The sequence below is a fragment of the Sediminicola arcticus genome, assembly GCF_040566695.1.
Taxonomy (GTDB): Bacteria; Bacteroidota; Bacteroidia; order Flavobacteriales; family Flavobacteriaceae; genus Sediminicola; species Sediminicola arcticus.
Map to the genome: position 1 here is coordinate 164058 of NZ_JBEXAE010000004.1, position 24207 is coordinate 188264.

At 36.3% G+C, this 24207-nt stretch carries 21 protein-coding genes; 12 read left to right on the top strand and 9 right to left on the bottom strand.

What is annotated here, in order from left to right; all coding sequences use genetic code 11:
• Positions 1-20: 20 nt before the first annotated feature.
• On the bottom strand, positions 21-1001 hold the full coding sequence (locus ABXZ36_RS09980) for a sensor histidine kinase (protein WP_354615374.1): 981 nt from the start codon (positions 999-1001) through the stop codon (positions 21-23).
• A 333-nt stretch (positions 1002-1334) separates the two neighbouring features.
• Here ABXZ36_RS09980 and ABXZ36_RS09985 point away from each other — a divergent pair, with 333 nt between their 5' ends.
• Together ABXZ36_RS09985 and ABXZ36_RS09990 are read left to right on the top strand one after the other, a co-directional pair.
• Positions 1335-2477 carry a hypothetical protein gene (locus ABXZ36_RS09985; RefSeq protein WP_354615375.1) on the top strand — a complete coding sequence of 381 codons (1143 nt, stop codon included), beginning with the start codon at positions 1335-1337 and terminating at the stop codon, positions 2475-2477.
• A 259-nt stretch (positions 2478-2736) separates the two neighbouring features.
• The gene (locus ABXZ36_RS09990) at positions 2737-3675 is read left to right on the top strand and encodes a hypothetical protein (protein ID WP_354615376.1); all 939 of its coding nucleotides are present in this window, start codon (positions 2737-2739) and stop codon (positions 3673-3675) included.
• A 372-nt stretch (positions 3676-4047) separates the two neighbouring features.
• On the opposite strand, the gene ABXZ36_RS09995 is transcribed toward ABXZ36_RS09990, so the two are convergent.
• Positions 4048-4662 carry a hypothetical protein gene (locus ABXZ36_RS09995; RefSeq protein WP_354615377.1) on the bottom strand — a complete coding sequence of 205 codons (615 nt, stop codon included), beginning with the start codon at positions 4660-4662 and terminating at the stop codon, positions 4048-4050.
• Between the two features lie 3 nt (positions 4663-4665).
• Entirely contained in the window at positions 4666-4977 is a 312-nt protein-coding gene (locus ABXZ36_RS10000) for a hypothetical protein (protein ID WP_354615378.1), read from the bottom strand.
• 503 nt (positions 4978-5480) lie between these two features.
• Between ABXZ36_RS10000 and ABXZ36_RS10005 the strand changes: the two genes are divergently transcribed.
• The 3 genes from ABXZ36_RS10005 (at position 5481) to ABXZ36_RS10015 (ending at position 8713) form a co-directional block, all read left to right on the top strand.
• Positions 5481-5945, top strand: a complete 465-nt coding sequence (locus ABXZ36_RS10005) for a (2Fe-2S)-binding protein (RefSeq protein WP_354615379.1) — start codon at positions 5481-5483, stop codon at positions 5943-5945.
• 31 nt (positions 5946-5976) lie between these two features.
• Positions 5977-8175, top strand: coding sequence for a xanthine dehydrogenase family protein molybdopterin-binding subunit (locus ABXZ36_RS10010; RefSeq protein ID WP_354615380.1), 2199 nt, complete (start codon positions 5977-5979; stop codon positions 8173-8175).
• Between the two features lie 163 nt (positions 8176-8338).
• On the top strand, positions 8339-8713 hold the full coding sequence (locus tag ABXZ36_RS10015; protein WP_354615381.1) for a rhodanese-like domain-containing protein: 375 nt from the start codon (positions 8339-8341) through the stop codon (positions 8711-8713).
• A 159-nt stretch (positions 8714-8872) separates the two neighbouring features.
• On the opposite strand, the gene ABXZ36_RS10020 is transcribed toward ABXZ36_RS10015, so the two are convergent.
• Together ABXZ36_RS10020 and ABXZ36_RS10025 are read right to left on the bottom strand one after the other, a co-directional pair.
• Positions 8873-10216, bottom strand: a complete 1344-nt coding sequence (locus tag ABXZ36_RS10020; protein WP_354615382.1) for an OprD family outer membrane porin — start codon at positions 10214-10216, stop codon at positions 8873-8875.
• 2 nt (positions 10217-10218) lie between these two features.
• Positions 10219-11244: a c-type cytochrome gene (locus tag ABXZ36_RS10025; RefSeq protein ID WP_354615383.1), complete on the bottom strand. Its 1026-nt coding sequence runs from the start codon at positions 11242-11244 to the stop codon at positions 10219-10221.
• A gap of 210 nt (positions 11245-11454) precedes the next feature.
• Here ABXZ36_RS10025 and ABXZ36_RS10030 point away from each other — a divergent pair, with 210 nt between their 5' ends.
• The 5 genes from ABXZ36_RS10030 to ABXZ36_RS10050 all read left to right on the top strand — a co-directional run bounded on the left by ABXZ36_RS10030 (position 11455) and on the right by ABXZ36_RS10050 (position 18694).
• Complete coding sequence (locus tag ABXZ36_RS10030; protein WP_354615384.1) at positions 11455-11982, top strand: DsrE family protein; 528 nt, start codon at positions 11455-11457, stop codon at positions 11980-11982.
• Between the two features lie 11 nt (positions 11983-11993).
• Positions 11994-12143, top strand: coding sequence for a hypothetical protein (locus ABXZ36_RS10035; RefSeq protein ID WP_354615385.1), 150 nt, complete (start codon positions 11994-11996; stop codon positions 12141-12143).
• Between the two features lie 552 nt (positions 12144-12695).
• Positions 12696-13097: a hypothetical protein gene (locus ABXZ36_RS10040; protein ID WP_354615386.1), complete on the top strand. Its 402-nt coding sequence runs from the start codon at positions 12696-12698 to the stop codon at positions 13095-13097.
• Positions 13098-13185: 88 nt separating this feature from the next.
• The gene (locus tag ABXZ36_RS10045) at positions 13186-17544 is read left to right on the top strand and encodes a CusA/CzcA family heavy metal efflux RND transporter (RefSeq protein ID WP_354615387.1); all 4359 of its coding nucleotides are present in this window, start codon (positions 13186-13188) and stop codon (positions 17542-17544) included.
• Positions 17545-17554: 10 nt separating this feature from the next.
• Positions 17555-18694 (top strand): efflux RND transporter periplasmic adaptor subunit, encoded by a 1140-nt coding sequence (locus tag ABXZ36_RS10050; protein ID WP_354615388.1) that lies wholly within the window; start codon positions 17555-17557, stop codon positions 18692-18694.
• A 127-nt stretch (positions 18695-18821) separates the two neighbouring features.
• On the opposite strand, the gene ABXZ36_RS10055 is transcribed toward ABXZ36_RS10050, so the two are convergent.
• Both ABXZ36_RS10055 and ABXZ36_RS10060 read right to left on the bottom strand, forming a co-directional pair.
• Positions 18822-20117 carry a M20/M25/M40 family metallo-hydrolase gene (locus tag ABXZ36_RS10055; RefSeq protein ID WP_354615389.1) on the bottom strand — a complete coding sequence of 432 codons (1296 nt, stop codon included), beginning with the start codon at positions 20115-20117 and terminating at the stop codon, positions 18822-18824.
• 109 nt (positions 20118-20226) lie between these two features.
• The gene (locus tag ABXZ36_RS10060; RefSeq protein WP_354615390.1) at positions 20227-20637 is read right to left on the bottom strand and encodes a pyruvate kinase; all 411 of its coding nucleotides are present in this window, start codon (positions 20635-20637) and stop codon (positions 20227-20229) included.
• 154 nt (positions 20638-20791) lie between these two features.
• Here ABXZ36_RS10060 and ABXZ36_RS10065 point away from each other — a divergent pair, with 154 nt between their 5' ends.
• Positions 20792-21370: a PhnA domain-containing protein gene (locus tag ABXZ36_RS10065; protein WP_354615391.1), complete on the top strand. Its 579-nt coding sequence runs from the start codon at positions 20792-20794 to the stop codon at positions 21368-21370.
• Positions 21371-21430: 60 nt separating this feature from the next.
• Here the strand turns inward: ABXZ36_RS10065 and ABXZ36_RS10070 are convergent, their stop codons facing one another.
• Positions 21431-21892, bottom strand: coding sequence for a GNAT family N-acetyltransferase (locus ABXZ36_RS10070; protein ID WP_354615392.1), 462 nt, complete (start codon positions 21890-21892; stop codon positions 21431-21433).
• Between the two features lie 16 nt (positions 21893-21908).
• Positions 21909-23228 carry a phosphoribosylamine--glycine ligase gene (locus tag ABXZ36_RS10075; protein ID WP_354615393.1) on the bottom strand — a complete coding sequence of 440 codons (1320 nt, stop codon included), beginning with the start codon at positions 23226-23228 and terminating at the stop codon, positions 21909-21911.
• Positions 23229-23465: 237 nt separating this feature from the next.
• On the opposite strand from ABXZ36_RS10075, the gene ABXZ36_RS10080 reads away from it, so the two are divergent.
• Positions 23466-24206 carry a tyrosine-protein phosphatase gene (locus ABXZ36_RS10080; RefSeq protein ID WP_354615394.1) on the top strand — a complete coding sequence of 247 codons (741 nt, stop codon included), beginning with the start codon at positions 23466-23468 and terminating at the stop codon, positions 24204-24206.
• Position 24207: the final 1 nt, after the last annotated feature.

Below are 24207 nucleotides of genomic sequence, written 5' to 3' on the forward strand. Positions count from 1 at the left end.
TTATTTTAATGTCTACCAATTTAAGTCGTTAAATTTATTTGAAGTTTTACCTCAAATGATATTTTATCTTCAATTATATTTAATGAATGTTTTTCAGGATAGATTAACTTCAGTTGACTTTTAGTATTAACGAGTCCTATGCCATTTTTGAAGTTCGTATTATCCTTTTGAACTTGTACCGGTTTTGTATTATATATAGAAAATAACAATTGTTCATTTTTAGCATTGATTTCTATTTTTATTTTTGGAATATCAACAGTTCCGCTAGCTCCATGTTTAAAGGCATTTTCAATAAATGAAACTAAAATTAGAGGGGCTATTTGGGTTTGAGAATTATCGATATCCTTATTAAAAACCAACTCTAATCCATTTCCATACCTCAACTGTTCTAAATCTATATAATTTTGAATCAATTGTATTTCTTCGGAAATTGAAACAGTTTTATCATTGCATTTATACAGCATATAATCTAGCATTTCTGAGAGTTTCAAAACAGTTTCAGAAGCTTTGTCAGATTTCTGAAGTGTTAATACATATAAATTATTCAGAGTGTTGAACAAAAAATGAGGATGAATCTGAGCCCTCATAAAGTTCAATTCTGCAATTACTTTTTCTTTTTCCAATAATTGCCTTCTGCTTTTTTCTTCGAATCTTTCTTTTAAAAGTTTAATACTAACAACAAGAAATACAGGTAAATATACTTGATAAAAAAACTCTCTATAGAGCCTTTTAACGTTCATTGCAATTTCCAAAAAAGATTCTTGCATGAATGGTGGTTCTCGATAAAGCCCCTCAATTACATAAATTACTAAAACACGTGCTAAAATGGAGAAGACGTAGGTTCCAATTAAAAACAAAATTCCGAAGAGTATGTATTTTTTCTTGTATAAGAAAGTTGGATTTAAAAAATAAATAATATAATAAGAAGCTACTATTTGAGGAAGTAATAAAATAGCATTACGACTAAAAGATTTATATATCGAGCCATAACTACCTTGCATTGCCAGTGTATAAAAAACCAATAACGTTATCCAAAACAAAACATGACTCAGCCATCGTTTTTGTAGAATATTATTGATTAATTGCATTAGAGAGTTATCCATTATAGCATTATAATTTTCCTCAATAATACACAATAACCAATATCTTAAATCATATTAAGACGAATCTTCATTTATTACATCCTAATGATTATAATCTACTGCCCTATTAAAAAGATCATGAGCTAGTAATTATGGGTACTCATTTATGTCTTATTCGTCGATGTTATTAAATGAGTATTGTACTAATGCGGACTTTTGACCAAACGAAACAAATTATTAAAAATTAAAATTATGAATATTAAAACAATAACCTTTATTATCATTATGATAAATTGTTTATATAACTACTCGTTTGCCCAAAACAATATTGCTCAACCTAAACAAAGCCAAGAGCATAAAAACAGCTTAATCTACGTATGTAAGCCTTGTGATTTATCCTGTGATAAACTCTCTTTTACAGAATCGGGGATTTGTCCTCATTGCAATATGGAACTCATTAAAAAGAGCGATTTGATTTCCGAAAAAGAACTAATCCTAAATGAAATCAATATTCAAAGTGGTTCCGGAGCATTTCTTATTGAAGGAGGTATCGGAAATGAAGATAAAAAAATAAAAGTATTTTACCATAAGCCTAAAAATTTTAGGACAACATCTAGAGTTTTGATAGTTGTTCCCGGATCTGGTAGAAATGCAGATAGTTATAGAGATGCCTGGGTAGAGGAATCTGAAAAGTATGGAGCACTAATTCTTTCCCCTATGTACAAAGAAGTGGAATACGATTATGGAGCATATCATATGGGAAATCTGATTTATAATTTAAATCTAGAAAGTAGTGCCAAGTATGATCAAAATTCAAACAAAGTCTTTTTAGACGAAGAATTGTTTTCTTTTGAAATAAACTCAAATAGAAACGAATGGATTTACAATGACTTTGATAGAATATTTGATAATGTTGTTAAAGCTCTTGGCTCAACACAAACGGAATATGATATTTTTGGGCATTCAGCAGGGGGGCAAATACTACATCGTTTAGCTATTTTTCAACCAAATTCCAAAGCAAATAAAATATTAGCTTCAAATTCAGGGTCATATACCTTACCAGATTTTAACAATGAACTTCCATTTGGTATAGAGAATACTGTTTTAACAAAAGAAAATATCGAGACTTCTTTTAAAAAGAATTTAGTACTCTTTATTGGCGAATTGGATAATGAAAATGAACAAGGCGGCCTTATGTTGCGTTCACCGTCTGTAGATAAACAAGGTACACACCGTTTGGAAAGAGGTAAATACTTTTTTAATAAATCTAAAGACATCGCCGAAGAACTGGGATATGAATTCAATTGGAAAATTATTGTTGTTCAAAAAGTTGGGCATAACCATAGAAAAATGGGAAATGCTGCGGGAGAATATTTATATGGAAAAGATAAATAAAAGTGTATAACATCGGTTACCGGCAAATAGCGGGCATTCGGTTGAAAAGTGCTGTTTTAGACACCAGGTAACAAACAACAAAGCCTACAATCCCGATAGCTATTGGGAGTGTCCCTAGTCCACGCTACTTGCCTTAACCAAACCGTTATGTTTAATTTGCAAATAACGATTCGTCCTTAAAAATGCACTATACGGAAGGAAAGAATTTAGAAAGTAACAAAAGAAATTAAAATTTGTACTCACATACAAACCCAACCAAATGAATAAAACATTCAAGATTTTAAAGAAAGTCTTTTTCACTGTGATCTTAATTTTAATAATTTTTACCGTTTCCGGATACACCTATTTATATATTCTTCCTAAAGGCCCAGAACTAACTGAAGTAACAACTTTAAAAAAAGAAACTGATTCTTTTGTTATGAATGCATATGATGATAGCGAAAGAAAATCTATTAAAGTTTGGACATACAAACCTGAAAATTGGAAAAATGAAGATAAGATCCTTTTCGTAATGCATGGAGGTGGTAGAAATGCAGATGATTATTTAGACGCTTGGAAAGATATTGCTGATAACAACAACATTTTAATAGTAGCTCCTGAGTTCGAAAATAAATATTCGAACTATACTACCAACGACTATCAAGAAGGAAATCTATTTACATTTTTTGGTTCTAAAAATCCAAAAGAAGAATGGGCATATTCTGTAATTGAAAACATATTCGATTACATCAAGAAAAACAATAAAATCACTAATGAAACATATGATATTTTTGGTCATTCAGCAGGCGGCCAGTTTGTCCATCGAATGGTCATGCTTATGCCAGAAGCAAGAATTAAAACCGCAATAGCAGCTAATGCCGGGTTCTACACTTTTCCGGATGAAGATTTGAAATATCCTTATGGATCAAAAAACACTCCCATTACAGATAATTCAATCAAAAAATCTTTTAAAAAACAATTGATCATTTTATTAGGCGAGAATGATAATGATCCAAAATTAGGTACTTTTCGAGAAACCAAGCTTGCTATGAAACAAGGAGCACATAGATTAAAAAGAGGATCTAATTTTTATCAAAAATCAAGTGAATTAGCTACAGAAACATCCTCGATTTTTAATTGGGAAATTGATACAATTGAAAAGGTTGGTCACAATTACAGAAAAATGTCTTCTCAAGCAGTGAAGTACATTACAAACTAAAACCTAACATCGGTTAAGAGCAAATAGCGGGCATTCTGGTGAAAAGCACTATTTTAGACTCCAAGTAACAAACAACAAAGCCTACAATCCCGATAACTATCTGGACGTGTCCCTACTCTACCCTACTTGCTGCGTTTTTAATTACGAGGATGATTTTAAATTTTATTCACTCTGATAATTTGCTAATTAATTATAATCTTTCATCTTGGAGTCAATCTAAGGAAATTAAATACTGCTTATTTCCGTGAAGTTTCCGGGACTTATTGTACCTCATATCCCCTTACCACCAGTAAGAACAGTAAATCTTTAATCCTGTATCGGAAAATGAACTCCAAAAACAACAGGTAACAATCATTGCAAAGTTTAAAAATTTCAAGATATCCAAATCAACGATTCCGCAAATCTGTACCAATTGCCATTATCATCCTTTTTGCAAACGATCAGTTCCAATGAAGAATTAGAGCCTAAAAAGAAGGCACATATATTAGATTGAATATTAAAAACAGGGACCGAAATTTGCCTTACATTCTTATCATTTGATACCGTAATATTATCGTCTAAATCTTCGGTTCTCCAATTATGCATTTTGTTCCCCATTGAAGCCATATTATTTAAATCTTCTTTCGTTAAAAAATCATCTACAGATAACTCCAAAGATTTCGCAAGTTCATCTACCAAACTATCTCTTTTATGACCGCTCAAAGTTGGATCGCTATCTATTTCTTTAAACCTCTGAAGGTTTGATTTATAAAATGAACTAGAAGGACTGTAACTTATTAGAATATTTTTTGATAAATTTCTCAGGAAAACTTTATTGTAAGTTTTATCGGTATAGGATTTTTTATAAATTATGAAAGTGTTTTCAGATGAATTATAAATAGAATTAATGACATTATAAATCTCTTTATCTTGAATAGATTCCAATTTATAAGCATTGCAAGAATAGAAAATAGAAACTCCACAACAAATAATAAATAATTTTTTCATAATTTATCTACATTTAGAACTTTTTGAATCTGCAGTAGCACTAGTATTTGCATCACCTTCAGCCTTTTGTGCTAAATCTATTCTTGTTTTATCATCACTACTTAAACCACTAGCCAAAGTTGTATTTATTAGATCCCCAGACCAAGCCATGTCTTGATAATATTGAAAAGGAAGAACATTATTATGATATATTGACAATGAATGAGCCATTGCATCTATATACTCCGACATAAACGCGTGCTGACCTTTACTTTTATTACCAAAATCTTGATAATACTTATCTAAAGGAGGTACAATACTCCCTGTAAATTGCATAAACACATTTATTTCAAAATACATGAACATTTTCGTGAATTATAGTCCTTGCAATGTTAAGCTGAAGTAGATTCCGAACATACTCATCATCTAATGTAATGATTATAGCTTTATTTCTATTCATAGTTTTAACATTAATGCTGGCAATATTATTAAACAGATCGTATTTATAGGTCATAAAAACAACTGTTCCTAGTTTTTACTTTGAGAACGTCTTAATATTAGGAATACCCCGGTAGTAAATACATAATGGATGATTCCTTAGCCTAATCAAATTGAACATGGAGATAGGTATGGCAAAATTTATTTTAAATTAGAATATAGAGTAGAATATCCCCCGTTCAGTTTCTTGGTCTTCCCAGGACCTATTTTACCTCATATTGCCATAACACCTGTTAGAACAGCACGTTCTTAATCCTGTATCGAAAATAATTCTAAAAAAGTTATTTTACAAAGCTGATAATTTTGTAAATTCAACGCATTCATATCCTTACACGAAAATCATGGCAAATTTCAATCTGAATATCAACGGAAAAAACCAAGAACTAGAGGTTGACCCTACTACCCCTATACTCTGGGTATTGCGAGACCATCTGAAATTAGTGGGTACCAAGTACGGTTGCGGAATCGCCCAGTGTGGCGCATGCACCATACACCTTGGCGATAATGCCGTACGTTCCTGTCTATTACCCGTCTCGGCAGTAGGGGAACAAAAAATAACAACTATTGAAGGACTTTCCGAAAACGGGGACCATCCAGTACAAAAAGCATGGTTAGAGGAAGATGTGTACCAGTGTGGCTATTGCCAAGCAGGCCAGATCATGAATGCCAGTGCATTTCTAAAAAAGAATCCAAATCCTTCCGACGAAGAAATCGAAGGAGCCATGAATGGCAACATTTGTCGCTGTGGCACATATACGCGCATCAAAAAGGCTATTAAAACCGCTGCCAATTCTGAAAACGCTTAAAATTTCCAAGTACCTCTAAAAAAGATCTGTCATGACTCAAATAAAAACACAATATAATCGTCGCTCATTTATTAAAGTTTCTGCTGCTGCCGGCGGAGGTATGCTCATAGGATTTAGTTGGCTTAATGGATGTAAGCCCAATGCTCCTGAATTAGCGGAGGGTGTAGCTATTCCAAAAGAATGGTTTGAAATCAATGGCTACATAAAAATTGGAGATACAGGAATGGTTACCATATATTCTCCAAATCCTGAGATAGGTCAGAATATCAGGACCTCCATGCCAATGATCGTGGCCGAAGAACTAGATGTGCCTTGGGAAAATGTTATTGTGGAACAAGCCCCCCTGAATACAGGGTGGTATCAAAATCAGTTCGCAGGAGGTAGCCTTTCCATCCGATTGAGCTGGAATGCTCTTAGAATGGCTGGTGCTACTGGTAGACGTATGTTGCTGGAAGCTGCAGCGAAAGAATGGGGCCTAAAAGTTTCAGATGTAACCGCCAGTGAAGGAATTATAAAAGAAACTAATGGCGAACGAACCATTTCGTATGGGGAAATAGCATCAAAAGCTGTTGATATTGAGATTCCGAAAGAAGTAGATCTTAAAGACGTAAATGATTTTAAGCTGATAGGAACAAGTATCAAAAATGTAGACGGGAAGAAGATAATTACTGGAGAGCCCCTTTTTGGCCTTGATTTCCATAGGGAGGGAATGAAACTCGCCATGATCCAGCATCCACCAGCTTTTGGTATGACGGTTAAAGACTTCAACGTAGAGGATATAAAAAATATGCCTGGGGTAACAGACGCTTTTATCATCGACACAACCATAGAGGAACCAGGTATGTTCGACGAACAAAGTTTTAAACAGCTAATCGCCATTGTAGGGGAATCTACTTGGCAATTAATGCAAGCAAAAAAGGCACTTAAAGCAAACTGGGAGACTACTGGGGAATTGGAAAGTTCTGACACCCATTTAAAACGTTTGGAAAAAGCGTTAGTATCAGGTGAGGTAAAAGAAAGTAGAAAAGATGGGAATCCTGAGGCTGCCTTTAAAAAAGCAACAAAAATCATAGAAAGAACATATAGTGCGCCTTTTATAGCTCATAATACCTTGGAACCTATGAACTTCTTTGCAAACGTCACAGAAGATGCTGCAGAGCTCATTGGTCCAACCCAAACTCCTGAGGCCTTAGAAGGATCGGTTGCAAAATTACTGAACCTGCCCCTAGAGAACATCACAGTAAACATGACCCGTATGGGAGGAGGTTTTGGAAGAAGACTATATGTACATTTTGGTCTTGAAGCTGCTGCCATTTCAAAAAAAATAGGCGGACCTGTTAAACTTATATATTCCCGAGAGGATGACATGACACAGGGAACTTATCGGCCAACCTATCGTTCTGTTTATAAGGCTGGTCTTGATGAAAATAATAAGCTGATCGCCTTCACTGTAAAAGGTGCTGGGTTGCCTGATGGTCCTGTATGGCCCAATCGTTTTCCAGCTGGGGCAGTTGAGAATTATTCTGCAGAACAAATTATAGCCAAAACCAATGTAACCACAGGAGCATGGAGGGCACCGATGTCTAATTTTACAGCAGGCGCTGAACAAGCCTTTCTTGATGAAGTAGCTGAAGCAGCCGGCAAGGATCCAATTGATTTCCGTTTAGAATTGTTCGAACGTGCCATAAAAGATCCTGTAGGAGAGGAACATGAATACGATGCAGAACGGTACGCCGGCGTATTGAAACTAGTCAAAGAAAAAGCCAACTGGGGAGAAACCAAGCCTGAGATTTATAGAGGGGTAGCTGCCTATTTTTGTCATTCTACTTACGTGGCAGAAGTCTTTGATATGGTTATGAAAAATGGCAAGCCGACTGTTCAAAAAGTTTGGTGTGCGGTTGATTGTGGTATTGTAGTGAATAGAGACGCAGCAAAGAATATGATTCAAGGGGGGGTCATAGACGGTATTGGACATTCTATGTACAGCCAGTTAACCTTCGAAAATGGGGTGCCTCAACAAATGAATTTTGACAAGTACCAATTAATTCGCCACTCCCAAGCACCTAAAGAGATTGAAGTTTTCTTTGTTGAAAATCAAATAGACCCTACTGGATTGGGAGAACCAGGGCTTCCACCCGCGATCGGAGCATTGGCCAATGCGCTATACAAAGTAACGGGGCAACGTCATTACCACCAACCTTTCATGACAGAAAAACAAGTGGTTGGTTAATAAACATACTTCATTAAATTTTCTATTTTATGCTTACTGTAGGTGTTTAGAAAATACACTCCTCATTTCTGCGTATTAATTAGAAACAATGTATTCCAAAGATGAAGGGCTAAAGTTATTTTTCAGTAGTAATAATTCAACGTTGAATTCTTAAAACATAAAAATGAAGCTATTTGTAATCCTTATATTCTCCATTGCCTCGTTTGTATCATGCAAATCCCAAAATAAGGAACAACCTGAATTGATAGGTATTGAAACGATCAGAACTGATGTTATAGGAAAAGACGTTCAATTGGTTGACGTGCGTACCCCAAAAGAATATAATACCGGACATATTGATGATGCTATTAACATAGATTTTTTGGATGAATCCACTTTTACTGAAAAGGTTAGTAAACTTGATAAGGAGAAACCTGTTTATATCTATTGCCAAATGGGTGGAAGAAGTAAAAAGGCGAGCCAAAAATTAATTTCCATGGGATTTAAAACCATATACGATTATTCAGGAGGTTATGGTGAATGGAGCAGGCAACAATAAATTCAAAAAACAGAAAAGAAACAATTTAAGGTATGCAGTATTAATGAAATTTCTGCTCTAAGTAAGATAGGCTGTTAGAGAATTTGGATAAAAAGCTATATCGTCAGGAATAAATAACGCTTTTTTTTATAGAAGAAGATTTCATTGAAATAGTGCTACTTAAAAATTGTAGTTAAATATTAAATCTACGTGAACCATATCTGTCTTATTGAAATAGAAATTTGGATTGTCCGGGAAATCGCCATTGGCAATCTTAGTCGTTATCAATAATTCCGGTTGTAGGTTTTTTAATTTTTTTATATTGAAGAAGAAATCAAGATTTAGGTGGGTATAATCCGGTACTGCATACTTGTTCAAAACAGGATCTAGTACAGATGGTTTCCAATGTCTCCCTAAGCTTAATATCATGTCTATATCTGCATTTTCCTTTATAAGTAACCAATTGGTATTAAAATATAGCACCAAGGCATGGTTATCTGCTGAACCTTCACTGCGCTCCCGTTTCTGGAAACTGAAGAGGTCTTCCCTCCCCCACTCCCGTGGAGAAATAAACTGACCCTTTGGCAAAATTCTGTTATATGCCAAAGAAACTGCAGATGTCTTCCATTTATAATTCATTTTTATCCCTAATATATCGGCTGAATTCTGATCGTAATAGCGAAGAGAATCAATAACATTACCTCCATCGCCTACTCTATCTTGATGCAACCATTCCAATTCCAAACCAACTTTTTGGTTCAATGCTAGTCTTGACTTTACGTATAAGCTGTTGAAGATATTATCAACATAATGGTTCCAAACATTTATTTGAATATTTTCTGTGATTTTAAGGTTGGAATTTAAAAGGAAAAGGAAATCAGAATGTGTATTCCCGTTATACTGATTGTTCCGACCATCCCTATTTCTACCAACAGCATATGTGCCAATGCTTTCACCTATTCCGAAAAAATTCCCTGTAGATCGAGGTGCTATTTTATTCAAAATCCCAACCTGAAACAAATCAGTGGAATGGTTCTTGAATTTGTACCAAAAACCCTGAACAAGGGTAGGAATCATTCTCCCATCTTCTGGGTTTACCAAAGGGGTGTTGATTTTCATCCTTCCCAATTTAAATTCGTGCTTTGGTAGGGTATACGTTGCGAAGAGTTCCCCCAATAAAATAACCACATCGTTTGAGAGATCTAACCGATCAAAAAGTCCTTCCTCATAGCGACTAATCCTCCCAGTGGTAGCATCTGCTATTGTTAAATCTTGAATCCCTAAATTACTAGAGTTATATAGTGCAGCTCCTACCTCGAAATGATTATTGAATTTAAATTGATATTTAAGAGTGCCTCCTGTCGCCAAGGCACTAAAATCCTTAAGACTGCCTTTATTAAAGGTGTTCATATAATACGTTCTCCACTGTCCTTTTAAGTTTCCCTTGTTTATTGTAGAATCTGCATTCTGGGGAAAAACAAAAAAGGGTACTAAAAGGATTAGATATAATAGGTTTTGTTTCAATATTATTTAGTTTTTGTGATGTTGTATTTCTCTTTGTAATAAGAAATAATGGGCAGAAAGGGACCGTATTTATGCTGTTCCGCAGTAAAATCATCGGACCAAGGACCATAAGGAGTAGAAACCGGTTTTAATTTTTTATCTGGATAATCGTTTTCAGTATTGGCTTTATGTGGCCTACTGAAGCTGTTTATATAACCAGCCACATTATAAGCCTCCTCATCTGTGAGTTTTGGATTGTCCCAAGTAGCTTGACCAAATGGCATGTTGCTTTTAATAAATTCGGCAGCCGTTAGTACTCTGTTCATTCCTGCACCATCATTATAGCTGTCATCTCCCCATAAAGGTGGGTATAGATAGCCTTTGCTCGCATCCATATGACGAACGCCCTGACCGTTATTACCGTGGCATAAAACACATTCCTGGTCGTAAACTATTTTTCCGCTGTCCATATCAACGGCCTTATTGGGTATATTAATGGATGCGTAACCCTTAAACTCATTTTCCATTTCCTTCGGCAGCCCTTCGCCCAACCATTCCATATAGGCAACTATAGCTTTCATTTCTTTAGACTCCAACGGTAATTTTTTACCATTCATACTACGTTCCAAGCAACCGTTTATGCGATCTTCAATAGTACCTATCTTGTTAGAACGTCCTCCAAATTGAGGAAAACGTTCGGTAACACCTACCCATGAAGCCGAGCCTACCTGAGACCCTGCCTTTAAGTGACAATTGGCACAGGCCAAGCCGTTACCCGTAAAACGCATTTCCGTGTCATCTACTGCTGGACCAATGTGATTATTGGTTTCTGATATAAGCAAGTATCCTTGCTTCACTTGGGGGGACATAGCTGCCAATTCAGCAAGTACATTTTTCGGCTGCCATGTACTATTTATTTCTTCTATACTATCAATAGGCAATGAGGCTGGCTCATGCAAATACAACCCCACAAACAAGACAATAATTAATGTGAACATGGTCACAAAGAGCAGGAATAGTCTGCGCACAAGAAGTTGGAACTCTTCCATTTTTGATTTGTTGCTTTACCTTTAATTAAATATTAAAAAAGTATAAGGATAAAAATAGAACTTTAAGCAAAGTAGAACAGTAACATTGGTTACAAATTAAGAGCTAAAAAAACCTTTGATTAAAAATGGCAAAAAACACTAAATTAAACTAGCTTTACTTTTCCTGTATAAACGTTTGCAAAATACTAATTTAATCCTAAAAATCAACCCATGAACAAGTTAGCCCACCTAGTATGTTTCCTTATCATAAGCACCACTATAAGTGCCCAAGAATGGACAACACCAATTATTAAAGGGTATGGGAAAATTAAGTATTTTGAAAACGTTGCCCAACAACCCGATAGTACTTTAAACTACTACATGGTTTTTGACGTTAAGGATGAGAGAGAAATGGACGGGGTAAATATAGGGCTTTGGAAAATTGCCAGAATTATAAATATGTTAGGTTCCGCTAATATTTCTTCTGATAAAATACACATTGCAGCAGCTATGCATGGAGGAGCAACATTTTCAGCCTTGAACGAAGAAAAGTATTCTGAAAAGTATGGAAAAGCAAACCCAAATGCGGAATTATTGCAACTTTTAAACGATTATGGTGTAGAACTTTATGTATGCGCTCAGGCAACTGCAGCGAGGGGCATTGAAGCTAAAGATTTAAATAGCAATACCAAATTGGCACTTTCCGCAATGACCGTTATAGCCAATTATCAGCTAAAAGGGTATGCCCTAATGCCCTAGTTAATTTTTGTATGAAAGATTTTTGGAACAAAAGGTTTGCGGAGGATTCATTTGCTTATGGAGTAATTCCCAACGCATTTTTCAAGCAAGAAATTGACAAGCTGCCCTTAAGCTCTATTTTATTACCCGCCGAAGGGGAAGGAAGAAAGGCTGGGAGGTAACGGCTTTCGCTTTTAGTTCTTCTGCAAATAAAAAAGCCATTCAACTCTCTCAAAGCAAAGGATTGACTTTGGCTTATCATGTAATTGGTGTTCTGCAATTCCATTCAAACAAAAAATTTGATGTCTTAGGATTCAGTTATGCCCATTTTTCAAAAGCCATTCGTGCTAAAGCACATAAGCACCTCCTTCAGTTTTTAAAACCAAATGGAACAATCATTTTCTAAGCATTTTTTAAAGCCCAATTAGGTAAATATTCTGAAGGTCCTAAAGATGAAACGATGCTTTTTTCTCTTGCTGAAATCAATTAAGAATTCAAAGAGTTGAATTTTGAATTTATTGAGGAAATAACTATTGATTTAAAAGAAGGCACCTATCATGAAGGACTGGTTTCTGTTATTCGGTTTGTAGGAAAAACATCAAATAAAAATTAACGGCTTAGGAAATGTTAAAACTTTTAAGGGGCTCGGTATAACATTAAAATAAATATTAAATTAGCTATTAGGTACCCTCTGTTACTTTTTGATATGGTTTGTTTTGCATAACTTTGAAAACATGATGGTAAAGTTATTCTCCTTTGTCATGGCAGGTTTGCTATTGATCCAAAACCTTGATGTTGCCTTTAGTGATTTAGGGCAAATTGATGAGCTGATGGAACACGCCCATTTTCATTCTGAAAAATATGGAGATAATCTCTTTGTATTTATATCCAAGCATTACGGGGAAATGAAGGATCAACATAATAAAGACCATCAAGAGGAGGAAAAAGATCATGAAAAATTACCTTTTCAACATCATTGTAGCTGTAGTTCAACGGTGGCGGTTGTTTCCAATACCACCTTATTTCCTGTACTTTCTGTTCAAACTCCAGAAGGGACAGCAGCCAACTTTTACTATCAACCTTCTACCTCCTCAATTCACGCAAAAGGGTTATTTCAACCTCCCCAGAGTTCATAATTCTTCTCCCACCTAGAAGGGATCGCATGTTTATAATTTTAAAACCATATGGTTTTGAGGTACTAGTAACCCATGTTTCCAAAGAATTATGCTTTCAAATATTATCGCTTTCAGTATTAAGAACAAATTTATTGTTCTTTTATTCACCGTCTTTATTATAGGGTTTGGACTTTACTCCCTGTCTCAAATTCCAATTGGCGCCGTCCCAGACGTGACTAATAACCAAGTGCAGGTTATCACAACATCTCGTAACCTTTCTACTCAAGATATGGAGCAGTTTATTACCTATCCAGTAGAGTTAGAAATGGCAAATCTCCCGGGTGTCAAAGAAATACGTTCTATTTCGAAATTTGGCATATCCGTAGTGACCATTGTTTTTGAAGACGATTTAGGCACGTACTTACCCCGACAACTGATTGCTGAAAAAATTAAGTCGGCTTCTGAAAAAATTCCTGCTGGCTTTGGCACGCCGGAAATGGGCCCCATTTCAACAGGCCTTGGAGAAATCTATCAATACATCCTGGACGTAAAACCGGAATATAAGGACCAGTATTCTGTTGAAGATTTACGAACCATTCAAGATTGGATTGTAAAACGCCAACTTTCTGGTATTCCAGGAGTTGTGGAAGTAAATACATGGGGTGGCTTTTTAAAACAGTATGAAGTTGCTATAGATAGCAAAAAGTTGAATGCTATGAACATTACCACCAAGGAAATATTTACCGCGTTGCAAATGAACAATAGCGTAAGTGGTGGGGGGTATATTGAAAAAATAAATCAGGCTTATTTTATTAGGGGTGATGGTTTGGTTACCTCACTGGCTGACATAGAAAATATCGTTGTCAAAAACGAAAATGGTATTCCCATCTATGTAAAGGACGTTGCCGAGGTGGGCTTTGGCAGTGCCGCTCGTTTTGGTGCCATTACGGGAAATGGAGAGGGTGAAAAAGTACTTGGACAGGTTATGATGCTAAAAGATGCCAATTCTAAAAGTGTCATTGATGCAGTTAAAGTTCGTGTGGCTACTATTTCCGAATCGCTGCCAGAAGGGGTCTATATCAATCCTTTTTTAGATCGCAGTGAACTTATTGGCAGGACCACTTTCACGGTCGTTGAAAACCTTGTATTAGGATGTTTAATCGTCATTTTCGTGGTCGTTTTATTATTGGGAAACTTCCGTTCCGGCCTAGTGGTAGCATCGGTTATTCCTTTAAGTTTACTATTTGCACTTTCCTTAATGTACGTTTTTGGCGTAGATGCCAATTTAATGAGTTTAGGAGCTATAGATTTTGGAATCATCATTGATGGCGCCGTAATTATCGTTGAATTCATTGCTTTTCAGATCACACAAAAAAAAGATGAAATAAGTGCTTTAGCAAACTTACCTGCTGATCAGGCAGCCATTGAAAGACAAGCGCTCAAAGATAAAATCACATTTACTGGGGCCTCGAAAATGATGAACTCTGCCATTTTTGGGCAACTTATTATACTTATTGTATTTATTCCCATTCTCTCCCTTAGTGGTGTTGAAGGAAAAATGTTTAAGCCTATGGCATTGACCTTTAGTTTTGCGCTTATAGGTGCCATGATTTTGTGTTTTACCTATGTGCCCGTTGCTGCCTCCTTATTTTTAAAACCTTCTAAGGCCTCTCCTAAAAATATTTCAGTTCGGTTAATGGCCTTTCTCCATAAACGTTACGATCCAATTATAGATTGGGCATTGCGCAGCAAGAGATTGGTATTGGGTCTGGCCATTTTTCTTTTGGGGTTTTCAATCTATCTTTTCACTCTTATGGGCAGCGAATTTGTACCCACTTTAGATGAGGGAGATTTTGTTATACAACCCGTCCTAAAGACGGGAACATCTTTGACCAAGACAGTGGAAACAACTACCCAAATTGAAAAAATATTACTAGATAATTTTCCTGAGGTAGAACAGGTAGTCACAAGAATTGGTGCTGCGGAAGTACCTACAGACCCAATGTCAATGGAAGAGAGTGATGTTATTATCACTCTTAAACCAAAAAAAGAGTGGGTCTCAGCAGACACTAAGGACGGATTGGCTAATAAATTCAAAGAAGCCTTAGCCGTTATTCCAAATATGGAGGTAGAGTTTACCCAACCCATTGAGATGCGTTTTAACGAACTAATAACAGGAGTTCGGGCAGATATTGCTATCAAGATTTTTGGGGAAGATTTGGAAATTCTTTCCAAAAAAGGCAACGAAATCAAATCTCTAATTGCGAATGTGGATGGCGCTGCAGACATCACCGTTGAAAAAGTTGTTGGCCTACCGCAAATGAACGTTACCTATGACCGGGCAAAAATAGCTCGCTACGGACTAAACATCCAAGATGTGAACGATATGGTTTCCTTGAGCTTTGCTGGGAAGACTGCTGGCAGCATTTTTGAAGGTGAAAAACGGTTCGACCTTGTTATGAGATTAGATAAAGAGAACCGAAAGGATATTGATAACCTTAAAAATCTTTATGTAGATCTACCCCAGGGCGGAAAAATACCGTTGCGGGAATTAGCAGAAGTAACCTATAAAAAAGGTGCGGCAAAAATTTCTCGAGATGATACAAAACGGAGAATTGTAGTTGGTATAAACGTCAGGGAGCGCGACCTTCAATCGGTAGTAGACGATATTAAAAAATTAATTGATGAAAACATCTCCTTACCCATTGGATATTCCATTACCTACGGAGGGCAATTTGAAAATCTTGAAAGCGCTAGGGCGAGATTATTAATTGCAGTGCCCATAGCTCTTATTCTTATTTTTATCCTCTTGTTTTTCGCCTTTAAATCGGTTAAGGAGGCTTTATTGATCTACTCTGCCATTCCACTTGCCGCTGTAGGTGGCATCTTATTGTTATGGGCACGAGGCATGCCCTTTTCCATATCGGCAGGTGTTGGTTTTATAGCCTTGTTCGGAATAGCTGTTTTGAATGGTATTGTCTTAATAGAACACTTTAAGGAACTCAAAAAAGAAAAGTTTGATACGATGGAAGAACTTATAAAAAAGGGCACACAAGATCGGTTAAGAGCTGTGTTGCTCACGGCATCTGCCGCGGCATTGGGTTTTTTACCCATGGCCATTTCTACCAATGCAGGGGCGGAGGTACAACGACCCCTTGCCACCGTAGTTATTGGCGGTTTATTTACTGCAACAATTCTTACGCTCGTGGTTCTACCTGTATTATATGCCTATTTCAACAAAGTGACAAAGGTGGATAAACAAACACCTTCAATAAAAAATATAGTTCCTGGAGCCACTATAATCATGTTATTGCTGGGCATGAATAGTAATGCCCAGTCGACCTCCAAAACCCTCCAGGAATTAATTCCAATGGCCTTGAAAAATAATGCGGGTTTAAATGCTACTCAATTAGAAATGAACCGAGCTGAAGTCCTTGTGGGTAGTGCATTCAGTTTTGATAAAACGCATCTCTATTATGAATATGATCAGAATAATCTGGCCATTAACAATGAGCCCTTAGATGTTATAGGAATACAACAGGATTTTTTGTTTCCTACGGTATATTTTGCTGGGAAAAGACTGAATAAAAGAAGTTATGATTTAGCAGAAAGCAGCTATACTATTCGAAAAAAGACGTTAGAACGGAACCTAACAGCAGCATATTACGAGTATCAATACGCCAAAGAAAAAGAATCGATTTACCAGCAGTTAGATAGTGTTTATAACGAATTTGCTACCAAAGCGGCACGTAGGTTTGAACTTGGTGCCACCACTTATCTTGAAAAAATAACGGCACAATCCAAACGTCGTCAAATTACTGTTCAATTAGAAAAGGCACAAAAAGATGTTGCTATAGCCTACAAGGGAATATTAATCCTAATTCAATCAGAAGAACCAATCGAAATTGTTAACGAACCCATCTTCAAAGTTCCCACAAATAATCTTTCAGTTTCCGATAGTCCAGAATTGCGTTATTACGACAATAGAATTTTAATGGCCAACGCTACTCAAAATTTTGAAATTCAGAAACTGCTACCTGATATTTCCTTGAATTACTTTCAAGGAACTAATTCCCAGCTGAATACTAACTTATTTGGATATCAAGTAGGACTTAGAATTCCATTATTCTTTAGCGGACAAACAGCGCGCATAAAAGCTTCAAAGATTGCGTCCGATATTGCCACAGAAGAATCTAAAGAATATAAGTTGCAATTAAATGCGCGACTGCAGGAGCTACAAAGTGAACGGATAAAATATGAAAAAGCATTGGAATACTACGAAAATGAAGGCACAATGCTCTCCAATGAAATTTTAAAGACGGCTAATGGAAGTTTTAAAAATGGGGAAATAGATTTTTATCAATATATCCTTAGCCTTGAAAATGCCTATCAGGTGCGCTTGGATTACTTGGATACTATCAACTTATACAACCAAACGGTCATCAAAATCAATTATCTCACTTTTTAAAGAACTAACAATGAGAAATTTAATATACAGCATCCTAATGTTATTGGTAATCCTTGCCACCGTAAGTTGCGGAGAGGAAAAGAAGAATTCCAAGGATACACAAAAGGCCAATAGAACAGATGACCTCATCAAGATTACCCAGGCGCAATTTGATCAGAACAAGATGGCGCTGGGAACAATCGAGCAAAAGGAATTTCCCATCATTGTTGAGGCAACTGGCATGATAGATGTTCCGCCGGAAAACCGTTCCGTTGTGAGTGCAACCATGGGAGGTTACATAAAAACCTTGCCATTGCTTATTGGAGATTTGGTCACAAAGGGTCAAGCGCTCCTAACCATTGAAAATCCAGACTTTGTTACCCTACAACAACAATACATGGAAATTAGTAGTCAATTGGATTATCTCAAATCCGAAAATGACCGTCAAAAAACACTTTATGAAGAAAACATTTCTTCAGAAAAGAGCTTTTTAAAAGTAGCAAGCGATTACAAATCTGCTCTGGCGAAATACAATGGCCTCCGCAAACAACTGTTGATGTTAAACATCTCCCCAACCAATGTTGAAGGGGGTAATATCACCTCAGTGACAACTATATATGCGCCTATCTCAGGCAGTGTAACGAAAGTGAACCTTACTAGAGGTAGTTATGTTGCTCCCGCCACATCTATTCTTGAAATCATTGATAATAATCATATTCATTTAGAACTTTCCGTATTTGAAAAAGATATAATGAAGATCGAAAAAGATCAAAAAATTAATTTTAAAATACCTGAAGCTACTTCTGACTCCTACGAAGCAGAAGTGCATTTGATAGGCACCTCTATTGGTGAGGAAAGAACTATAAAAGTGCATGGTCATTTAATTAAGGAGGATAAAAATAAATTCTTGACCGGTATGTTTGTGGAGGCCAGCATTATCGTTGATTCATCGGAAATAAGTTCGCTACCAGAAGAAGCAGTAGTAAATGTGGGTGATAAAAACTTTGTGTTGGTTCTTGAAAGAAAGGAAAACGGCAATTACTATTTTAAACAATCGGAGGTAAGAGTTATGGACAGATATGCCGGGTATACAGGGATTGAAAATAATACCAAGTTTAAGGCCGCTGATCAAATCTTGACCAAAGGAGCATTTAGTCTTTTAGGAGATTGATTTTGATTGAGAAGGCAATCTTATCGTATTCATAAGAAATAAGGTGCTAGTAATTATTAGCACCTATAGGCCTTTATTGACGAATTGAATCAAGAATTGTAATGAAATAATACAGCTGAATTTAAGACTATTCCAGCCCAGCTTCCGCGACCAAAATCAATAGGGCCAATTTTATAGATTCAGGTCCAGTTTCATCATTGAGCCACCATTCCCCCAAAGAGTGTGCCCCTCCTGCTTTTCCACCTCTTCCGAGAGTAACTGCTGGAATTCCAATGGAAATGGGGATGTTGGAATCTGTTGATCCTCTAGTTAAAAACGGTTCCGTCTTAAAGGCTTTGGTTGCGGCCATTGAACGCTGAATTAAAGGCAAGTCCGGGGAAAGCTCTCCAGAAGGACGGTCGCCTATTTTTTCTATGTCCACAGTCAATTTTGGACCTTTGACCACCAAGGCATTATAATCCTCCAACGCCCTATTTGTTTGGGCAATCAATATTTCTTCTATTTCTATAAGACGCTCTGGACTAACAGACCTCATGTCAACTTCCATCCATGACTCAAATGGAATGGAATTAATGGAGGTACCTCCTCCTATTCTCCCAATATTATAACTTGTTTTGGGTCCGTTGGCAGTATACGATCTTGCAGCCTCATCAAAATAAGCCACTGCCTTACCAGCTGCATGGTGTGGATTGGCCAGACCAAAGGCTCCCCATGAATGTCCCCCAGGTCCTTTAAAAGTGATTTTATACCTGTAGGATCCCAAAGCTTGGTTGTTTATCCTTCCCAATTCTCCTCCATCAATAGCTATCCAAGAATCTATTTTTGGGTCATTTTTTTTGAATAAATGCTTCACTCCCCTTAGGTCTCCTAGACCTTCTTCTCCTACTGTTCCTACTAGCAAGACATCATAAGTGGTTTTGATATCGGCCATATTCATAGCCTTCAAGACCGTTAGGACCATTACCAAGCCACGTGTATCATCCCCCACTCCTGGCGCATAAAGAGTATCCCCTACCATCCTAACCCTAACATCCGTTCTTTCCGGGAAAACGGTATCCAAGTGGGCATCCAAGGCAATAGTCTTACTGCTATCTTTTCCTTTTCTCAAAGCCAAAACATTACCAACTTCATCGATCCATACATTATCTGCACCCGCCTCTTTCAACATGTCGCTATAACGCTCGGCACGATTCTGCTCCATAAAAGGTGGGGCTGGAATCTCCGTCAATTCCACTAAATTTTTGTAGGTAAGGGGTTCCAGTTCATCTATAATTGCAAAAGCTTGCTGTATTCTTTTGTTCTTTACCAGTTTGTCTATTTCCTTTTGATAGGTAGGTTTAACTGCTGTACTCAATTCCTCTTGACCTATACTTAGGTTAAAGGTTAACGAAAGAATAAAAAATGGCAATAAAAGCTTTTTCATGGAGTAAAATATTTAACGTCAAAAGATAAGGAATTATATACAATTACAATACGCTTGGACCAAGCTTTACTCAAATCCGTAATTGAAAAAATATTCATAGTATACTGATTTACTTAGAAGCTTTATGAAGTGCATAAGTTTCTTTTTCTTGGTTGCCATCAGATTGAACCACCTTTCCATTATCCTGAAACATCTTATAAATGGACTGTTTCTCTTTCAAACTAAACACTTTACCCTCAAACCAATCGTATACTGCAATTTTTTCATTTTCGGCAGCGGCATTTTGCATAGCCTTTTCAGATGTTAAATGCCAATAGGTCCAATAATCCCTATATACGGAATAGCAAATGTCCTCACTGATCCATGAGGTTTTGGCTAGGTTAGTCAATCGAACCCCATTTTCCAGAATGGCCAATGTTTTAGTAAGCCGTACTACTTCCGAAAATGTATAGCGTTGAAAATCGTTAAAACCATCCCTATGAATATTATAAACCTTATCCCCTACCTCTAACTGCCTCATTGAATATAAAAGGAGATAAAAATATCATCCCTAACTAGATTAGAAAAGATGAAACCATAGAACTTATAAACAAATGAGAAAATTATACTACTAAATATTGTTCCAAAATGATTTCCAATCCTTTGGAGTACTTTTACCTTCTAAAATAAATGAAATGAGTTTAGAGAAAGATTTACATAAACGAAGTAATTCTAAATGCGAACTATGTTCCAATACGGAAAATCTTATTGTTTATGAAGTCGCACCACAAAAAAATGGAGGATTGGAGGAGAGTTTATTGGTTTGCGCAGTCTGCAATGATCAAATGAACAATCCCGATGCTATGGAAGCTAACCATTGGCGCTGCTTAAACGATAGTATGTGGAGTGAACATACGCCTGTACAAGTCGTTGCTTGGCGGATGTTATCTAGATTGAGAGGTTTGGGATGGCCACAAGATTTATTAGATATGATGTATTTGGAAGAAGATGTTCTAGAATGGGCTAGGTCAACGGGAGAAGGTGCTCCCTCCGAAGACCAAATCATACATAGGGATAGCAATGGGGTTATTATAGAAGCCGGAGATAGTGTGGTCCTTATAAAAGATTTACCTGTAAAAGGTTCTAGTATGGTTGCCAAGAGGGGAACTGCAGTACGGAGGGTCTCTTTAGATCATGAAAATGCGGAATATATAGAAGGAAAAGTTGACGGGCAACAAATTGTAATCCTCACCAAATACGTGAAGAAATTATAAAACACATCATTTATAAAAAAGGGACCACTCATTGTGGTCCCTTTTTTATTTCATGTTCCACTATTCCCTGATTTCTGGTTCATAAACACATAACCACTCTATGTTTTCTTTGTCCTCACTTTCGGCTATAGTTTGGAAACTATTTTTCTCATAGAATTTTTTCAGACCTGCTTCTTCTATAGTAAGCCAAAAACCTTGTTTTACATCCTGCTTTTTTAAAAGCGAAAGCCACTTAGACCCAAGTTGTTCATTCCTTCGGTTTTCGGCCACCCATAAAAATCCAATGTAAGCATACCCTTTATCAAATAAAGATTGCCCGTTTTTAAGTTCAAAGTCCGTCATCTCTAGTAATTTTTCTGTGAAAATTATACCTGAAGCACTAATTGATCCTTTATCCAAAATTGCATAAATAGTTGCTGTATTCTTGATTTTATCCCAAATGGGACTTATAATCTCCTTCCAATCTTCTGGAAGCATATTAAAAAATTCTGTGTATCTATGATTTATCTTTTCAAGCTTCATACTAAACATCTTTACACTATAATAATCCCCAAGACCAAAGTTTATCTGAATCTTCCAACCAGCGATCCCCTATATCGGTCCTGTAATACACATTATTAATAATGATATTACTAATCCTGTTTTGCATCATGCGTTGGGCATCCCGCATTGTAAGCGCCGTTCCGGTTACCAATAAGGCGATACCAGTATTCCCGGTAATCAACCATTCCTCGTTAATGTTTTTGAGATGCATAGGATGAATACCTTCTTTGCTGTCCTTCTTAAAGACAATGACAGAATCTTTTGAGAACAGCTCAAAGGTCTTTTTATCATCATACGGGAAAGGAGGCACTACCAAAAATGCTCCTACTTGAAACCCTTTTTTTACTTGGAACTTAAATGTATTTCCTGAAGCTATTTTATAAAACATATGGCCAATGGGTTCTGTAATCCCTGCCCTCTGTATAAATATTTGAGGATATCCAAAGCGGGAAGTAAACTCTAACGGATAAATCCCATTTCCATTTACAATACAGTTGATGTCTATATGGCCTACAAACTTATGTTTGGCCAACGTAGCTTCGAATTTTCGTAAAGTAGCTTCAAAAATTGGAGAGTCCTTGGTCCAAAACATACTGGAGCCCATTTCTCCAGTAGAAACACCAAGCTCCTTGGGAAATAATTTTTTGTGCTCGAAGGTTATATTAATAGGTTCCAAAAAGTTGGTGCCATTGAAAAAGGCCGCTACTGAAACCTCTACCCCTTTAACTTTCCTTTGTAATTGAAAATTGCCAAAGTCATCCCCCCACGATTTTTCGTATGCTTTTAACACCCTAATCACATCCAATCCCTCGTCATCACTACCTACGAAAAGCAATTGCTTGTATTCGGATGTCTCCCCCATAGGCTTAATGACATAGGCATTAGGGTTCAATTTCACATAGTCTATAGCATCCTGAAAACTGAAGAACTCTTTAAAGGGCAATACTTTAATTTTATGCCTTTTAAGCTCATCCTGACCAAAATTACGATCCAATTCCAGCTTGTCCGTGTATTCCGTTCCGCCAATAACTAATTTCCCAGCAGCTCTAAGTTCAGAACATACTTTTCCATAACCTGTATAATCAAAGATGATGACATCTGCCCAATCCACATGTTTTTGCCAGTCTTTGACCTTTTGCACAAAACCGTATCCAATTTCCCTTGATGGTTTATCTTCAATGTACATCTTTACAGCATTGCCTTCTTGTGAAATGGCATAAGCTATATCCAATGATTCTCCCCAACGGGAAACTACCAAGAACTTCCTTTTTGTTTTATCTTCCTTTGTTTGAGGTTCCGTTTTTTTTGATTTCAATACGATGATATAATTGTTTAATAATAAGTTAAGGGTATCTAGGATTAAAGCAAAATACTTTAGAATAAATTAGTAAAGATTTTTGAAATTAAATCCTTTGATTTTGGGTCATAAATTAGCAGATAATGAAACAAATGTACCATAAAAATAGATTCAATATTACTAGGGTTTATCTTTATTATATCTGATTACAATATCGAAACAGAAACACTATTTTTGCAATGAAAATTACAGTAGATGTTTGAATTTTTTAGTAAGAAAGAATTTCTCATAGATTATCTGGAAAATTTTGTGGATATGCACAACCATATTCTTCCAGGCATAGATGATGGCGCCAAAACAGTGGAAGAATCTATCGAACTTATCAAAGGATTTTCTGAATTTGGGGTGCAAAATTTCATTGCTACGCCCCATATTATGGATAACTATTATCTTAACACCTCTGAAACCATACATGCTTCTTTGGATGAATTAAAAAAGGGTTTATTCGACAATGATCTTAAAGATATATCGTTTGATGTTGCTGCGGAACATATGATAGACGCTAATTTTGAAAACTTGTTGGACAAATCTGAAATGATGCCTCTTAAAACCAGTTATCTTTTAGTGGAAATGTCCTATTTACAGCCATCCATTAATTTCGATGAGGCCATTCAAAAAATTGCATCCAATCGTTTCTTTCCTATTTTGGCCCATCCTGAACGATATAACTTTTTACATCTAAAATCGTCTAAATTCAGAATCTATAAAAAACAAGGGATCCTGTTCCAGATGAACCTTTTATCGTTAAGTGAATTTTATGGTAAAGATGTGCAAAAAAAAGCCCTTCACTTGTTGGATGAAGGGCTCATAGATTTTGTTGCCTCAGACGTTCATAATATGAATCAATTGCAAAGTTTAAGGGATATAAAGGTGACTAATACTCAAATTGAAGCGTTACTTCCTATTATTGATAGGACAATTCAAACTTTTTATTAAA

What these genes read in the sequence shown, in the direction of transcription:
- ABXZ36_RS10060 (WP_354615390.1), bottom strand. Translation starts at nt 20,637, where the DNA reads ATGAGGCAGTTAGAGGTAGGGGATAAGGTTTATAATATTCATAGGGAT.
- ABXZ36_RS10050 (WP_354615388.1), top strand. Translation starts at nt 17,555, where the DNA reads ATGAGAAATTTAATATACAGCATCCTAATGTTATTGGTAATCCTTGCC.
- ABXZ36_RS10045 (WP_354615387.1), top strand. Translation starts at nt 13,186, where the DNA reads ATGCTTTCAAATATTATCGCTTTCAGTATTAAGAACAAATTTATTGTT.
- ABXZ36_RS10010 (WP_354615380.1), top strand. Translation starts at nt 5,977, where the DNA reads ATGACTCAAATAAAAACACAATATAATCGTCGCTCATTTATTAAAGTT.
- ABXZ36_RS10005 (WP_354615379.1), top strand. Translation starts at nt 5,481, where the DNA reads ATGGCAAATTTCAATCTGAATATCAACGGAAAAAACCAAGAACTAGAG.
- ABXZ36_RS10040 (WP_354615386.1), top strand. Translation starts at nt 12,696, where the DNA reads ATGATGGTAAAGTTATTCTCCTTTGTCATGGCAGGTTTGCTATTGATC.
- ABXZ36_RS10025 (WP_354615383.1), bottom strand. Translation starts at nt 11,244, where the DNA reads ATGGAAGAGTTCCAACTTCTTGTGCGCAGACTATTCCTGCTCTTTGTG.
- ABXZ36_RS10015 (WP_354615381.1), top strand. Translation starts at nt 8,339, where the DNA reads ATGAAGCTATTTGTAATCCTTATATTCTCCATTGCCTCGTTTGTATCA.
- ABXZ36_RS09995 (WP_354615377.1), bottom strand. Translation starts at nt 4,662, where the DNA reads ATGAAAAAATTATTTATTATTTGTTGTGGAGTTTCTATTTTCTATTCT.
- ABXZ36_RS09985 (WP_354615375.1), top strand. Translation starts at nt 1,335, where the DNA reads ATGAATATTAAAACAATAACCTTTATTATCATTATGATAAATTGTTTA.
- ABXZ36_RS09980 (WP_354615374.1), bottom strand. Translation starts at nt 1,001, where the DNA reads ATGCAAGGTAGTTATGGCTCGATATATAAATCTTTTAGTCGTAATGCT.
- ABXZ36_RS10000 (WP_354615378.1), bottom strand. Translation starts at nt 4,977, where the DNA reads ATGCAATTTACAGGGAGTATTGTACCTCCTTTAGATAAGTATTATCAA.
- ABXZ36_RS10080 (WP_354615394.1), top strand. Translation starts at nt 23,466, where the DNA reads ATGTTTGAATTTTTTAGTAAGAAAGAATTTCTCATAGATTATCTGGAA.
- ABXZ36_RS10035 (WP_354615385.1), top strand. Translation starts at nt 11,994, where the DNA reads ATGAAAGATTTTTGGAACAAAAGGTTTGCGGAGGATTCATTTGCTTAT.
- ABXZ36_RS10055 (WP_354615389.1), bottom strand. Translation starts at nt 20,117, where the DNA reads ATGAAAAAGCTTTTATTGCCATTTTTTATTCTTTCGTTAACCTTTAAC.
- ABXZ36_RS09990 (WP_354615376.1), top strand. Translation starts at nt 2,737, where the DNA reads ATGAATAAAACATTCAAGATTTTAAAGAAAGTCTTTTTCACTGTGATC.
- ABXZ36_RS10070 (WP_354615392.1), bottom strand. Translation starts at nt 21,892, where the DNA reads ATGAAGCTTGAAAAGATAAATCATAGATACACAGAATTTTTTAATATG.
- ABXZ36_RS10030 (WP_354615384.1), top strand. Translation starts at nt 11,455, where the DNA reads ATGAACAAGTTAGCCCACCTAGTATGTTTCCTTATCATAAGCACCACT.
- ABXZ36_RS10065 (WP_354615391.1), top strand. Translation starts at nt 20,792, where the DNA reads ATGAGTTTAGAGAAAGATTTACATAAACGAAGTAATTCTAAATGCGAA.